The sequence below is a fragment of the Psychrobacillus sp. FSL K6-2836 genome (genome assembly GCF_038003085.1).
In the GTDB taxonomy this organism is placed as follows: Bacteria; Bacillota; Bacilli; order Bacillales_A; family Planococcaceae; genus Psychrobacillus.
The window spans coordinates 1,257,156-1,271,460 of record NZ_JBBOOM010000001.1 but is presented as its reverse complement, the minus strand read 5'-3'; the positions used below and the strand labels follow the sequence as shown (position 1 = coordinate 1,271,460).

14 protein-coding genes are annotated in these 14,305 nt (G+C 35.5%); 6 read left to right on the top strand and 8 right to left on the bottom strand.

Annotation, left to right across the window (positions count from 1 at the left end):
* Positions 1–28: 28 nt before the first annotated feature.
* Complete coding sequence (locus MKY37_RS05970; RefSeq protein ID WP_340774860.1) at positions 29–610, top strand: LOG family protein; 582 nt, start codon at positions 29–31, stop codon at positions 608–610.
* A 663-nt stretch (positions 611–1,273) separates the two neighbouring features.
* Here MKY37_RS05970 and MKY37_RS05965 read toward each other — a convergent pair.
* From MKY37_RS05965 to MKY37_RS05950, 4 genes are all read right to left on the bottom strand, one after another.
* Positions 1,274–1,411: a hypothetical protein gene (locus tag MKY37_RS05965; RefSeq protein ID WP_340774859.1), complete on the bottom strand. Its 138-nt coding sequence runs from the start codon at positions 1,409–1,411 to the stop codon at positions 1,274–1,276.
* Between the two features lie 240 nt (positions 1,412–1,651).
* Positions 1,652–1,795 (bottom strand): hypothetical protein, encoded by a 144-nt coding sequence (locus MKY37_RS05960; protein ID WP_340774857.1) that lies wholly within the window; start codon positions 1,793–1,795, stop codon positions 1,652–1,654.
* 781 nt (positions 1,796–2,576) lie between these two features.
* On the bottom strand, positions 2,577–2,729 hold the full coding sequence (locus MKY37_RS05955; RefSeq protein WP_340774855.1) for a hypothetical protein: 153 nt from the start codon (positions 2,727–2,729) through the stop codon (positions 2,577–2,579).
* Between the two features lie 191 nt (positions 2,730–2,920).
* On the bottom strand, positions 2,921–3,802 hold the full coding sequence (locus tag MKY37_RS05950) for an AraC family transcriptional regulator (protein WP_340774852.1): 882 nt from the start codon (positions 3,800–3,802) through the stop codon (positions 2,921–2,923).
* 253 nt (positions 3,803–4,055) lie between these two features.
* On the opposite strand from MKY37_RS05950, the gene MKY37_RS05945 reads away from it, so the two are divergent.
* Together MKY37_RS05945 and MKY37_RS05940 are read left to right on the top strand one after the other, a co-directional pair.
* Complete coding sequence (locus MKY37_RS05945; RefSeq protein ID WP_241600672.1) at positions 4,056–4,325, top strand: Atu4866 domain-containing protein; 270 nt, start codon at positions 4,056–4,058, stop codon at positions 4,323–4,325.
* A complete protein-coding gene (locus MKY37_RS05940; protein ID WP_093496819.1) occupies positions 4,325–5,056 on the top strand; it encodes an SDR family oxidoreductase in 732 nt (243 codons plus the stop codon). The genes MKY37_RS05945 and MKY37_RS05940 overlap by 1 nt, the downstream gene beginning before the upstream one ends.
* A gap of 1,172 nt (positions 5,057–6,228) precedes the next feature.
* On the opposite strand, the gene MKY37_RS05935 is transcribed toward MKY37_RS05940, so the two are convergent.
* The 3 genes from MKY37_RS05935 to MKY37_RS05925 all read right to left on the bottom strand — a co-directional run bounded on the left by MKY37_RS05935 (position 6,229) and on the right by MKY37_RS05925 (position 7,188).
* Positions 6,229–6,405 carry a hypothetical protein gene (locus tag MKY37_RS05935; RefSeq protein ID WP_241600805.1) on the bottom strand — a complete coding sequence of 59 codons (177 nt, stop codon included), beginning with the start codon at positions 6,403–6,405 and terminating at the stop codon, positions 6,229–6,231.
* Positions 6,406–6,554: 149 nt separating this feature from the next.
* Positions 6,555–6,824 (bottom strand): hypothetical protein, encoded by a 270-nt coding sequence (locus MKY37_RS05930; RefSeq protein ID WP_340774842.1) that lies wholly within the window; start codon positions 6,822–6,824, stop codon positions 6,555–6,557.
* Positions 6,825–6,966: 142 nt separating this feature from the next.
* Complete coding sequence (locus tag MKY37_RS05925; RefSeq protein WP_241600675.1) at positions 6,967–7,188, bottom strand: hypothetical protein; 222 nt, start codon at positions 7,186–7,188, stop codon at positions 6,967–6,969.
* 687 nt (positions 7,189–7,875) lie between these two features.
* Here MKY37_RS05925 and MKY37_RS05920 point away from each other — a divergent pair.
* Positions 7,876–8,853, top strand: coding sequence for a hypothetical protein (locus tag MKY37_RS05920; RefSeq protein ID WP_340774837.1), 978 nt, complete (start codon positions 7,876–7,878; stop codon positions 8,851–8,853).
* Positions 8,854–9,034: 181 nt separating this feature from the next.
* On the opposite strand, the gene MKY37_RS05915 is transcribed toward MKY37_RS05920, so the two are convergent.
* Positions 9,035–9,472 carry a GNAT family N-acetyltransferase gene (locus MKY37_RS05915; RefSeq protein ID WP_340774836.1) on the bottom strand — a complete coding sequence of 146 codons (438 nt, stop codon included), beginning with the start codon at positions 9,470–9,472 and terminating at the stop codon, positions 9,035–9,037.
* A 1,214-nt stretch (positions 9,473–10,686) separates the two neighbouring features.
* Here MKY37_RS05915 and MKY37_RS05910 point away from each other — a divergent pair.
* Both MKY37_RS05910 and MKY37_RS05905 read left to right on the top strand, forming a co-directional pair.
* Positions 10,687–11,931, top strand: a complete 1,245-nt coding sequence (locus MKY37_RS05910) for a copper amine oxidase N-terminal domain-containing protein (protein WP_340774834.1) — start codon at positions 10,687–10,689, stop codon at positions 11,929–11,931.
* Positions 11,932–12,245: 314 nt separating this feature from the next.
* Positions 12,246–13,523 (top strand): ATP-binding protein, encoded by a 1,278-nt coding sequence (locus MKY37_RS05905; RefSeq protein ID WP_340774830.1) that lies wholly within the window; start codon positions 12,246–12,248, stop codon positions 13,521–13,523.
* Positions 13,524–14,305 lie beyond the last annotated feature (782 nt).

Genomic DNA, 14,305 nt, shown 5'->3' with positions numbered 1-14,305 from the left:
CGGTGTGATTCTTTAGGAGGCGAATATATTGAAAAAGTTAGCCGTATTTTGTGGATCGAGTAACGGAGCATCTGATGTCTATATAGAAGGTGCGAAAAAACTTGGTAAAGAACTAGCTAAACGAAATATTGCACTTGTTTATGGTGGAGCGAGTGTTGGAATTATGGGTGCTGTTGCAGATTCAGTTCTGAATGAAGGAGGATACGTAATTGGTGTTATGCCAAGTTTTCTAGATAATAGAGAGATAGCTCATAAAAACTTGTCAGAGCTGATCATCGTAGATTCAATGCATGAGAGAAAAGCGAAAATGGCAGAGCTTGCTGATGGATTTATAGCTTTGCCTGGTGGGCCAGGAACTTTAGAAGAGTTCTTTGAAATTTTCACTTGGGCTCAGTTAGGGCTCCATCATAAACCTTGTGGTCTCTTAAATATTAATCATTATTATGATCCTCTTATCGCATTATTTATTCATATGTCTGAGGAACAGTTTTTACATAAAAAGTACCGTAATATGGCATTAGTCGATAGTGAACCAAAAGGGATACTTGATAAATTTAATACATATGAACCACCAACCGTAAAAACTTACATTACTCAGAAACAGATCTGATAGTTAAAAAAATAGACCAGATTATTACCCTAGGTCTGTTTTCCCCATATAAAATGAATTTTCCTTTAAACCATTTCCCATTCTGGTCAAAAAGTAAAACAGTCAGCCACAATTTCCATTCTATGTTTTACATAAATACCTAATTACAAAGGGGGCGTTCTTCATACAATCTGCCCCGATTGATGAACAAAAGTTAAAAACCTCTCTTCAACTAAACTGCCGCGTTAGTTCAATAAGAAAAAAGACTTTACTCCTTCTTGAAGTAAAGCACCCGTTAGCCATCCATGAAGCGCAAAATCAGCGCTTCACCACAGAGAATGAAAATGTGAAAAACGGGTATAGGATACTACGGCTGGCGAAGAAGGTCGATCAACTATGGTGCCATTGAGCCCATCCGTTAGTCTGACTCCGACGACCACGGTGCATCACAGACTGTCGCACTCTATACGAGTAGCACTCATGGGAGATTAATCCTACTCTGGTTATTGCACCAGCCTGCCTTTATTCTTACAAGAATGGAGTTGATTCTTGATTTACCTTTCAACTTAATATAACCACTCTAAAGGCTCAGCCTTTTTTAAAAAAGCTATTTCTGAGTCTCTTTTGTTATGCAATTTTGTTATTTTGAGCATTTTTTAATTTTCATGGGAGTTGAATAATAATTTATTTTTTATCTCTTATTTCTGCCAGTATTTCTATTACACGATTGTTTTGTTCTTCAATAGATTTTAACCTTTTTTCAATTATGCTTGAAGAGAAAAACACAATTAGTACTATAGCTATTCCAACTATTAAATCCATTTCTATTCCCCCCGTCTAAATCATTGTTTATCTATGTATTTATACTTAATACTACATACGTTTCAAAAGGCTTAAAGTTACATGCTTGTTCAACTAAACTGCTTCTTTAGTTTAAGTGTAACATTTCACAATGCATATCGAAGATCAACTTAATATTTTGGACATAAAAATAGACCATCGAAAATGATGGCCATATTTTGCTAAAGCACCCGTTACTACAATAACTTTTTATCATTATAGTTATCCTTCCTTTTCCTTAAAAATCAAATATATTAGTAGCCCTGATAAAATCCAATAAGATACAATTGCAATAAAATTCCCAACAGTAAAGCTGAGTATTATTGCAACAAAAATGATTAACGCACTTAATAAAAAATTGCCCATTCCATACTTCCCCCCATTATTTCAGAAAAATCTTTTATGTTACTTGTTCAACTAACCTGCTGCTTTAGTTTAAGTGTAACATTTCACAATGCATATCTGAGATCAACTTAATATTTTGGACATAAAAATAGACCATCGAAATGATGGCCATATTTTGCTAAAGCACCTCGTTAGCTTAATAAGAAGGGTGAATAAATCCTATTAGTTATAGCTTGCAAAATATATGTGGAAGGTCTTCGCCTTCGTTGAAAAATTGTTAGTCTAATGACTTATAGCCTTTATCAAGGAGCCAATGTGCGAAAGTTGCATAACTATTATTACAGTAGAGAAGGCGATTACAATTAAACAAATCGCTTTTATTAAATTATAAATTTTATCACTCAACTTATATCCCGACCTTTCTCTTTTTACTATTATGATTTGATGATAGACGGAATTAAATATTAATAGTTCCTTATTTATCCACCCACCATCTAATTCAACTAACCTGCTGAGTTAACTCAGTAAGAAAAAAAGTTGCCTAAGCAACACATTAACTTTAATAAACTAAAGCACCCTTTAGTTGAATAAGAAAAATAGGTGCTTATTCCACAATTGCGCTCGATTGTCATAAAATAATGGATGTACTTCATTAAGTTCATACGGAGTTACATCTAGAATGATACTTTCATCCTCCTTGTAAGCTCGGGCCAGTAATTTAAACGACGATACACATTTTTGTTCTATGTATGGCCACTCTAGTTAGGTGCTCAATTCAACTTTTTTTATATCTTTTATTTAATTATTTGTTTGTTATTAAAAACACTATTTGCCAGCATCTACAAGCACCGTCAAATCCTTTTACGTCCAGAGATTGGTCTGATTCTGCTATTCCTTTTCTTGAGCAATCTGTAACGATTCCATTTAATTTTTCCACAAAATATAACGAAATCATCGAGTAGGAGGAGAATTTCGAAAGATTGAATAGGTAACTCATTTTTCCTAGATCTCTAATTAGGTATCCAAGCACTTTTTCTTTATATTTTTAAAATAATTTCCTATTTACCTCAATGGGTTCACTTTTCCTATGCCCTTCCACTTACATAGAATAACCCCTTAAGTCTTGACAAACGTGTGCTTCTTTTATTACAACATTTTCCGCAGACGTCGTATATCTTTCATTGGGGACAGGCCAAATTTACGGCTGTATTCCCGGCTGAAATGAGATGGACTTTCATAACCTACCTGAAACGCTGCCTCAGCCGCTTCCAGGTTTTCCGTTAAAAGCAATCGGCGTGCTTCCTGCAACCGAAGCTGTTTCTGAAACTGGATTGGGCTCATACCCGTGACTTCCTTGAAATGGCTGTAGAAGGATGAAGGGCTCATTCTGGCTTCTTTAGCCAATCTGTTTACCATTAATGGCTGTGCAAATTCACGGTTTAACACCCCGATCACCTTTGCAATACGTTGAGCCTGACTCCCTACAAGTGCAAAATGCTTCAAGGAATCATTCTGGTCATTCTGTAGAATCCTGTAAATGATTTCACGTTTGATACCATCGGCAAGGATAGGTATATCCTGTGGAGTCTCCAGTAGCCTTGTAAGCCGTAAAACCGCTTCAAGGAGCGAGTCATTTATTAGGCTGATTACCAGACCTCGTCCAGGGGAGTCATCAGAAATTACTTGACTCGATGACTGAACGACTTCGAAAATCTGGTTCATATCAAGCTGCAAATGAACGCATAAATAAGGGTTTTTAGGCGAAGCCTTTATGATCTGTCCCGTAATCGGCAAATGAACGGAAGCAGTCAGATAACTGGCAGAATCGTACTGATAGCTTTCTTCCCCTAGCATGACTAATTTTGATCCCTGGGCCACAACACATAGGGAAGGTTCATAAACAGAGTAAACGGGTTCAGAAGTCTGGGTGGTACGAACAAATCGCAATCCTGATATAGACGTGTCATGCGTTCCATCCACCGCTACATTTCTCTCAATCAACTCCGCTAATTCCTTAATTCGATCCATGAACCATTCCTCCTCCTTTCCAGTTACATATATGGATCTCTTGCTCATTATACTATAAATTTATTGGAGTATTAGGCAACAATTGTATATTTTCCGACTACCCCCTCTTTGGTGCAAAAGTTCATAATGAGTTTATGGTCAGACACTTCAATTAGATGGTATGGATTTTATCAAGTTTCTGTTACGTTCTTTGGATCACTTTTTGCCATTATTTGAGTGCCATCCATCTTTTAAATATGAGAGGAGAATATAAATGAAAAAAGAACTTATAAAAAATTCACATCCCTATGTGGGAATGTGGGTGACCGCGGACGGCTATATTCGGCACGAGCTGCTTCCAAACGACCGATACGATGAAGCCCGCGGCAACCGCGAAAGCGCATATCAAGGCAGCTATATCGTCAAAGACAATCATATCGAATATGTCGATGATACAGGCTTTACTGCCAATGGTGATTTTATCAACGGGGTTCTTTACCATGCAGGTATGGTGTTATATCTGGAAGAAGGGAGCAAGGAATAATGTCCGAACTTAATGGAAAAGTGGTTGTGATTACAGGGGCAAGCAGCGGAATTGGTGAAACAACAGCCCGACTGCTCGCAAGCCTTGGCGCTCATGTTGTGATCGGGGCAAGACGTGTGGAAAGACTAGAGTCATTGGCATCTGACATTCAAGGGGATGGCGGTTCTGTAGTCATTCAACAGCTCGACGTGACAGAACTGGAACAGATGCAGGCAATTATAGGTGCAGCCCAAAGTCGTTTTGGAAGAGTTGACGCTATTATTAACAATGCAGGGGTGATGCCGCTTTCTTCGCTGGAAGCATTAAAAATTGAGGAATGGAACCGGATGATTGATGTCAACATACGCGGTGTCCTCCATGGCATTGCCACAGGTCTTCCGGTCATGAAGAAACAAGGTTTTGGACATTTCATCAACATCGCATCCACCGGTGCCTACGAAGTGACCCCGACAGCAGCTGTCTACTGTGCGACCAAATATGCCGTACGTGCAATAACAGATGGATTGCGGCAAGAGACTGTAGGTCTAGGGATACGTGTGACCCTTGTATCGCCAGGAGTAACGGAATCAGAACTAGCTGAGAGCATTACTGACAACCAGGCTAGAGAATTCATGAAGGAATACCGACGTAACGCTCTGCCAACTAAGGCTATTGCCCGTGCGATCGTCTATGCACTTGAACAGCCTGTTCATGTGGATGTAAGTGAACTGGTCATTAAACCTTCAATGTAAATGAAACAAAGAGATATTAGGAATGCAAATAGAAAATTTAGCTTTCTGAGGATTCATCGTTTTTCTGACTCCATTTCATCACAGAGAATAATTGTATGTAGTAAAATACCCTCAAATCCTTACATTACATGGACTTGAGGGTATTCCTTTTCCTAATTATACTTCTTTTAAAGTACATTCATTCATCACTTTAGGTTAGTTACTCCAAAATATGATCCGATTGTTGAACACAAGTTCATTTTATAGGAAAACGTTTAAAGTTTAAATAAACTAACTCCAACCAAGCAATCGCTTCACAAGGTTTGAAAGTGTATGAACACATTTGGTTAATTATACACATCTAGAACCAGTAAGCTTGGTTTTGGGAGTTTTTTAATCATGGAAAGATAACTTTCGAAAAGTATGTTATTCAACTAAACTGCAGCATTAGTTCAATCAGAAAAGTGAACTGTATTATCAGCCCTACATTTTACTAGTCGAGTAGAAGGGAACCTCTCTACCTTACGGTAGATTGTGTTCCACTCCCCTCACAGAACCGTGCTTGCGCTATTTACGCACACGGCTCCTCCAAATCATCCTTCACAAAATGGTGATTCTGCTATCCTCAATAGTTTAGTTTACATTTATTATTTCTACCGCTGTGTGTAGTAAATGTGTCCCTAGTGAGGGTGATCATTTGGTAGCAGCCTTTCCTCCATCGGCATTACCCAACTTCATTGGTACTACGCTGCTATCCGACTCCCTACAACGGCATTTGGTTTCCTTGCTTATTATCGCTTGTACACCATACTCTTCTATAAGAAGAAAAGACCGGTAGGGCCTCCCGAGTTGCCGTATCATATCAATGTGTGACGTGCCAAGGTCTCTGACTCCAGAGAGGTTTTATCCTTCTTGCCTTTAACGATGGATAAAATGTAGCTTTCTGCTGTGCTTAAGGCATCAGCCCTCTCGATTTACTAACATTATGGAGCTCAATCCCTTCAACCATTTGGCTTTCGGCCCGCCACCTAACTGTCTACGCTTAAAGGCTAATGTTACCATTAGCCCTCCAAGACTCGCTACGAGTGAATGGCTAGTTCTTTCTCGACGGGAATCCCACCCGCTATATGATACAACCTAGGCTCGGCCGCACAAGCACCCGTTAGTGAAATAAGAAAAGAGAGCTGAGCTACCTATGCTTGAACATTCTTTAACCCTTTATTTTTCTTGTCATTATAAAGCAGAATTGATGCCACAATTATCCCAATCAAAAGATACTTGAAAAAACCGCCTTCAATAAAATAATCGACAATACCTATGCCTACCAACATTGTTATGACACTAAATAAGATCCTTATATATACTTTCATTAAATCACATCCTTGATGTATCAAATTGAACTAAACTGTTGCTTTAGTTTAAGTGTAACATTTCTCAATGCATATCTGAGATCAACTTATTGTTTTGGACATAAAAATAGACCATCAAAATGATGGTCATATTTTGCTAAAGCACACCTTTAGTGCAATAAGAAGTATGAAAAAGAAAGAGCTAAAATTATAGATACAATAATTCTAATCCAAATCAATTTTTTACTTATTCCTGCTCTCTTTTCTAAGTAATTGATATAGGTAATCGTTAAAAGAAAGCCAAAATATATACTTATGTATCCGATATAATCATTTTCTTTAATCATATACCTCACTGCAGCTAAAAAAATGAGTACAGGTCCAATTGTACCCAAAATCATATTGAAATACAGAGCCTGTTTATTTTCTTTCAAAACCATCCATCCCACCCACTAATGTTATTTTACCGAAATATCCCAATTATTTGTTTAACTAATCTGCCGCTTTAGTTCAATAAAAAAATGGTTTTACTCCTTCTTCAAGTAAAGCACCCGTTACTTTAAGTACATTCGAAACCGACAGTTATCCATGAAACCACCAACCAACAAGAGATATAGCCCCTACTCCCCAAGCAGTGGCACCACATATCCACCAAATTACAGATTTAGCTTTTGATAAATTTTCCTCGTCTTCCACATTTGCTTTTATAAAAGCGACCTTTCTTTCCATACCTTTTTTCATAGAAACGAGAACAACAAATCCGATTAGCATGAAACCAGTAGTTATCCAGAGTAATAAGTCCATCTTCTATACCTCCTTTTTTATGAATTACTTTCCTTTCAATCTTCTGCTTTACTTTAATACGTTTGAAACAAATAGATGTTCCAATTTTATATAAATTTTCCATTTATAATAAGTGAAAATCTATATTGCTTATTGAACTAAACTGCGTACGTTAGTTTAAGTACATTTCTTCACAATCTTTACAATTACATTAACAAAAATATCCAATAAAAAATCATCTAACCTCTATGAAATATACAGAGGAGAGATGATTTTAATCAATCTTTATTACAAAGCTACAGCATTTTATGCTTTTCTTGTCTGGGCCAAGTTACCGAACAATTATTAGCCAACTGTTCGGCTTCATCTTCTTCCTCAAAATTTTTGAATGAAATGAGATTGATTTTTCTAGAAAAAAATCTCAATTTACCATCTCTTCTTGTATTAATAATAGGATTTTGAAATTTATTTTATTTAGAACCTATTATACTATGAAAAGGAAAAATGGATCTCTGTGTTAGAAACAATTCTTCGATATTCTGACAGTTCACTATTAAAAAGCAATTATTGCGGTCAAAATTGAACCCTTCTGCTGCATTTTTATTCGACGGCCAGTGAGCACTTTTGGTTTAATCACCTTGAAAATAATTAGTTCTAAATACTATTTCTTAACTAGGAATATGTATAAGAAAGAAGTGGGGTGTGAGCGTGTCTATCTACGAAAATATTTTTCATTACTATAGAGGACAAACGAAAAATAGTTCAGAGGAAACAAATATTTTACAGGTTGAAAATAATGTAACAAAAGCTTTTATAAATGTTTTACAGCATTCTTCTCCTGAATTGACCTTAGCATTTATAAAATTATTGGATTCAAATAACGTTTCTATGGAAAACTATGAATATCGATATCAAGTGAGTTCTCCACTTTCCAAACTAACACCTATCGCTGCAATAGTTGGTATTGCCGAAAGTAAAAAAATTGTACCTGGAAAGCCTAGGAAATATGGAATACCTGATGGAGCTATCATTTCCAATGAAATTTCGCTATTAATAGAAAACAAAATTGGTTATAATACTTACTTAGAACTGGAACAATTGGAAAGGCATAAAAGTAATTTTGCAAATGGTCAGATGATCATTGATAAACCATTTATCTTAACATGGAAAGAAATTCGAAGCTTTTTTATGGAGCAATACAAGCATTTCGAAGCTAAACAAGATCTAATAAGTTGTTTTTTGATGAGGCAGTTTGAGCAATTCTGCATTATTAACTGTATTGGAGACAAGCAGAAGTCTAAAGAATATTTCTTTTTAAGATTTGAGAAGTTAAAAGCGAGAGAACTAGCAAGAGCTATTGATGCGTATATATGGAATAATAAAGAATTTGCTATTACTGATGCTGGTACGAGTGATGGGATAGGCTATAAAAAGGTAGGGAAAAGCAAGTTTGCTACTTTAACAACTGCGAGACAACGATGTTTAATCTTACATATAGGAAAGAAGGACTTAAGTTTAGGATTGGAAACACAAAACAAAATCGATAATGAACTCGGGATTAAGTATCCGAGACAGGATTATGAATATATCAAATACCCCCATGAAACATATATCAGACTTGAATGGGTAGAGAGATTTAGTCAAATAGAACCGTATATCAAATTAGCGTATGAATCAAGAAAGTAAAGTTAAATACGTCCATGTGTGAGAAATAATTCTGCACTTTTTTCATAATAGGCTACAATTCCCTATTAAATAAGAAAACACCAAATAACCCCCACTGAAAGAGTGAAGTTATTTGGCTCTACCTTTAATAATTTTCATAGCGTCAAGCCTAACTTCTTAGACAGATGGCAAATTAATAGAATTAAAGAGAATAATAGTAATAGTAACTGGAGTCTTTTGTAAAGCCAATCGTTTCGTAAAGTTTTTGGGCATTTACGTTTTCCTTCCCTGTTTCTAATAAAATTCCTTTTGCCTTAGTTTCTTCAGCCAAGCCAATCGCTTTATTTATTAACTCTTTAGCGACTCCTTTTCTCCGAGCAGTTTCTTTCACATACAAATCATTTAAAACCCATGACTTTTGCATACTAACGGATGAAAATGATGGAAATAGCTGAGTAAAGCCAACAGGTTCTCCATTATCGTAGGCTATAAAAATGACGGACTCATTTTTTTGAAATCTTTCTTCCAAAAACTTCTTTGCACCTATAAGATCCGATGCTTGTTTATAAAATAGCCTGTAAAAGTCGAAAAGTTCCGTTAGGGAATCAAGATCGTTTATAGTTGCTTGATGAAAATTCATATATGATAACCTCCAATTTCAATTATGTTTTTTATTCTGTGAAACAATGTTGTTAACATTACTATATCATTGTTTCAATCTATTCCTCCTTAATAAGGAACAGCGATAAAACAATTTTCGAATTCAATTGAGTCAAATTCATGATTCCTTATTTCAACTAGAAAGACGAATGATTATATGTATTTTTTAATGTTCGTTATTGTGATACACTACACGCGTTGAGTGAAGTGCAAGGCGTTGACTCCTGAGGGAATAGCATGAGCTGATGGCCCTGGACTGAGCAAAGCGAGAGAAGCGGCTGAAGTCATGCCTGCGGAAAACAACCTCGTTTGGGTTTTCAGATTAGATTTCTATTATGAAATTGATACAGTTACAAATAATAAGAAATAATACAACAGGAGTAAGATGGATCAAACACTTTCAAAACTTACATTAAAAAGCTTGAACAAATTTAATATAAGATGTTTAATCATTTTTAAGCGGGGTATATAAATAGTACAAGGCGGAACTACCGTAGGAAGGGACTGGTAAACGATGCGTTTACAAGAGACTCCAATGGATGATTTGCACAGCCTTGGCGGAAAATTTGCTTTACTGACGAAAGGTACTCTCGTCGGGAACCGATATATTTAGGTTTCCATCCAACGTGTTTTACCTGTAAGTGAAAGAAAAGTTTTTTGTGGAAGTGCACCTAAATGTCTGATTGTTTCATATCAGACGACCTAACTGCACTGACGAGATGAAGATTGAAATTGTCAGTTACGGTTTAACTAAGCAACATAACAAATTTTCCGAGTGTATTCCCCCTTTAGGGAAAGAAGGAAGCGTAGTCCTATAAGGATTACGCTTTTTTCTTGCCTTTTTTTGAAAGATATTATATAAAAAATCCCGTGAACACTGGGGTCACGGGAATCTAATGAAGGGTAGAAACAGGTTTTGAACTTAAAGGACCGGGCGTCTTTTTGACCGTTTTTTTGGGGGCCAGTGTAAAAAAGCAGAATAATAATGGATACTTCTTGTTTACCAGCATCTCGAAGAACTCAACTAGAACCCGAACCTTTTGCATTCCTTTTTACCTATTAATTACCATTTAAAAACATCAAAATAGTCTGAAAAAACAATGTGCCAAATGGATACTCTAGCATATTGGGAAATGGTTCCATATCGTCTAAGATTAATTGTAAATAGTTCCAATAATTGAGAGGGGAAAACCTATGAAAATTACACGTAAGCTCTTATGTATTGCCCTAACCTGGTTACTAGTTTTAGGAATAGTAGGGAATGCATCCGCAGCAAGTAAGTCAGTTTTAAATCAGGTGCAAAAAGAATATGAGATGTATGAAACAAAGACAACAACTGCTTATGAGTCGTATCGTCAAAAGACTGTAAAATCCTATGAAAATTATAGAGATAAAGAACAGACATCTTTAAATACATTTGTTAACCAAACCGTTAAAGATCTTACAAATCTGGAAGAGTTGCTTAATGAGGACCTTAAACGCTTAGAGGCACAATATAGTGATAATAAGGCATACGTTTCACAGTTGAGAGCATACAGAAGTGAGGTTAGCCCAACTTCTTTAGGCAGTGCTATGTACAAATATGCACAAATGGTCAACCCGAATAGCTTAGGAAGTCTCATGACAAAATACAAAATCTCTATCAATGAAAATTCGCTGGGAAGCCCGATGATGCATTATAAAAATGCGGTAAATCAATATTCGTTAGGTAGCCCTATGACCAAATATAAAAATGCAGTCAATGAATATTCGCTCGGCAGTCCAATGACAAAACTTAAGAGTAATAGCAATGAAGATTCCTTAGGGAGTGTTATGTTCAAATTCAAACGAGGTAGCTTGACCCAAAAAGAGGCACTTAAGCAGTGGAATGCAAGCATGAAAGAAGAAAAGGGAAATATCCAAAAAATTATTAACAAAGCAAATAAAGACATTAACCAGACATTTAATACCACAAACAATGAAATTTTAGCCCAAAAGTCCAAAACAGTAAATGGGATCATTGAACAACGGGAGATTACCTTAAAGACCATTTCAAATCTACGTACCGAATATTTTGGAGAAGGAATCTCATTTGACTCGTTTGTTCCCGATTTAGGAGACATAAATATCATAATAGGTGGGGAATGGCTAGCGCTAACTCAGCCACCAAAAATAGTAAACAAAGAAGTGCTTGTCCCATTAAGAGCAGTTTATGAAAAACTTAATGCTTCTACTAAAATTGAGAAAAAAGGAAATGTTATCACATTGACTGTCAACAAATCTATAGTGAAAATGACGCTCAATTCGAAGACAGCTAATGTGAATGGAAAAAACATTTCTCTTAAAACAGCCCCGAAAATTGTAAACGGTCAAACTATGATTCCACTACAGCTTGTAACAGAGCCACTTGATAAACAAGTGGAATGGAATGCGAGTGTCAAAACGGTATTCATCAAATAGTGCTCATTAGCGTTCCTCTGGAATAAACGATACTAAAAGTCAAAATAGAAGAAGCATCCGAAGGTTGAAAATTTCGGATGCTTTTTTAGTTATTCCTGTGTTTCACTAAAAATCTCTCTAACAATTATTTCTAATTTCAATATTAATGATGGAAAGGGGTGTCTCTCTGGTTTTTAGCTCAATTCTCTCAAATATTTATAGATCAAATTTTTGAATGGCATTTGTGACCTGGAATATATTGCTGAATCTTGTTATATATGTGACAATATAACTAAACATACTTAGCTTATCAATCGCAATAAGGGGACAAAAAAATGAATAAAAACACTGACTTTTTCCGGATAGTACCTTTTTTGTATGTAATAATAGGCCCTGTTTGGATTATTGGTACTGATTATTTCCTCGCTGTTTTTAATCTCTCTGATGAACAGATTCTATTTTTTGATACAATTAAAGGTTTTTTGTTCGTTTTCCTTACAGCTATTCTTTTATTTGTTTTAATAAATAAATTAAGGGATTCCAAACAAATTGAAGAAGAAAAAGAGAAACTTTCTTTTTTAATTGATACGATGCCCGACTTTGTTTCATTTAAAGATGGGGAAGGTAAGTGGCTTCAAATAAACAAATTTGGTGCTCAGCTATTCGAGCTTGAAGGCATCGATTATAAAGGAAAAACAGATAAAGAAATGGCAGAATATACAGATTTTTATCACGATGCTTTGATTTATTGTATAGAAACAGACGAAGAGGCGTGGAAGGTTGGAAAGGTTAGTCGATGCGAAGAAATAATTCCATTGAGGAATGGTTCCAATAAAATTTTCGATGCATTTAAAGTGCCTATTTTTAATAATGATGGTTCCAGAAAAGGATTAGTCGTTATTGGGAGAGAAATAACCGCTTTAAAAGAAGCAGAGCGCAAGTTAATACAATCCGAAAAGATGTCTGCTTTAGGCGAACTATCGGCAGGTATTGCCCATGAAATACGAAATCCTCTTGCAATTATTAAAGGGTATTTGCAAATGGGACAAGAGAAAACGATTAAACTGGATGAGCATATTAACCTGTTAGTAACTGAAATTGATCGAATTAATAGCATTGTGAATGAACTATTAATGATTGCAAAACCAACAGACATGTTGCTTGAAAATAATAACATTAATAAAATTGTGAGAGAAGTCGTTCAATTGTTTTCAATAGAAGCATCCAAACAACAAACGAAAATAAACGTAAATGACCTTGATCAATTTCATACATACTGCAATGAAAGTAAATTGAAACAAGTGTTTATAAATATATTGAAAAACGCTTTAGAGGCAATTACAACAAATGGGGAAATCAACATCTCTATATATGAGAAGGATGAAAACTATATTGGCATTAAGATTGAGGATAATGGCTGCGGAATGGAAGAGAGCCATTTACAACACATTGGTGATCCTTTCTATAGCTTAAAAGAAAAAGGAATTGGTTTAGGAATGACTGTCAGCCATAGTATAATAGAAGCGCACAAAGGCTCTATAAAAATTACAAGTCAAGTAAATATCGGGACTAGTATAGAGGTATTGTTACCAAAATTAAACGATTCCTTGTAGAAGTATTCCATGTGTAAGAAAAAACTCACATAAAAAAGTTTGAAAAAAAATAATAAAAGATGTTTAATCATTTTTAAGCGGGGTATATAAATAATACAAGGCGGAACTACCGTAGGAAGGGACTGGTAAACTATGAGTTTACAAGAGACTTCAATGGATGATTTGCACAGCCTTGGCGGAAAATTTGCTTTACTGACGAAAGGTACTCTCGTCGGGAACCGATATATTTAGGTTTCCATCCAACGTATTTTACCTGTAAGTGAATGAAAAGTTTTTTGTGGAAGTGCACCTAAAAGTCTGATGGTTTCATATCAGACGACCTAACTGCACTGACGAGATGAAGATTGAAATTGTCAGTTACGGTTTAACTAAGCAACATTAACAAATTTTCCGAGTGTATTCCCTCTTTAGGGAAAGAAGAAAGCGTAGTCCTATTAGGATTACGCTTTTTTCTTTTTTTTTCTTGTCCCTGTGTAAAAAAAGAACAATATTGGATACTTGTTAGGTGCAAGGTTCAATTCAGTGAGAATCTGCTATCTTTTACAAGACCATTCACAAGTATGTTTGCGTGTTCTTTGTTTTTCAAAGGGGATTTATGTAGCAACTTTCTATTTAAAAACTTAATAGAATTGCGTTTGAAGCTAGAATTAATGTCCAAATCCAAATAGAGTTCCAATATTAAAAGCTTAAGCTCATTTACACATAAATATTGAAGGTCTCGCTTAATATGATAATATATAGAATGAAATCAGAAAATTAATATAAATCAATATTTTTATAGT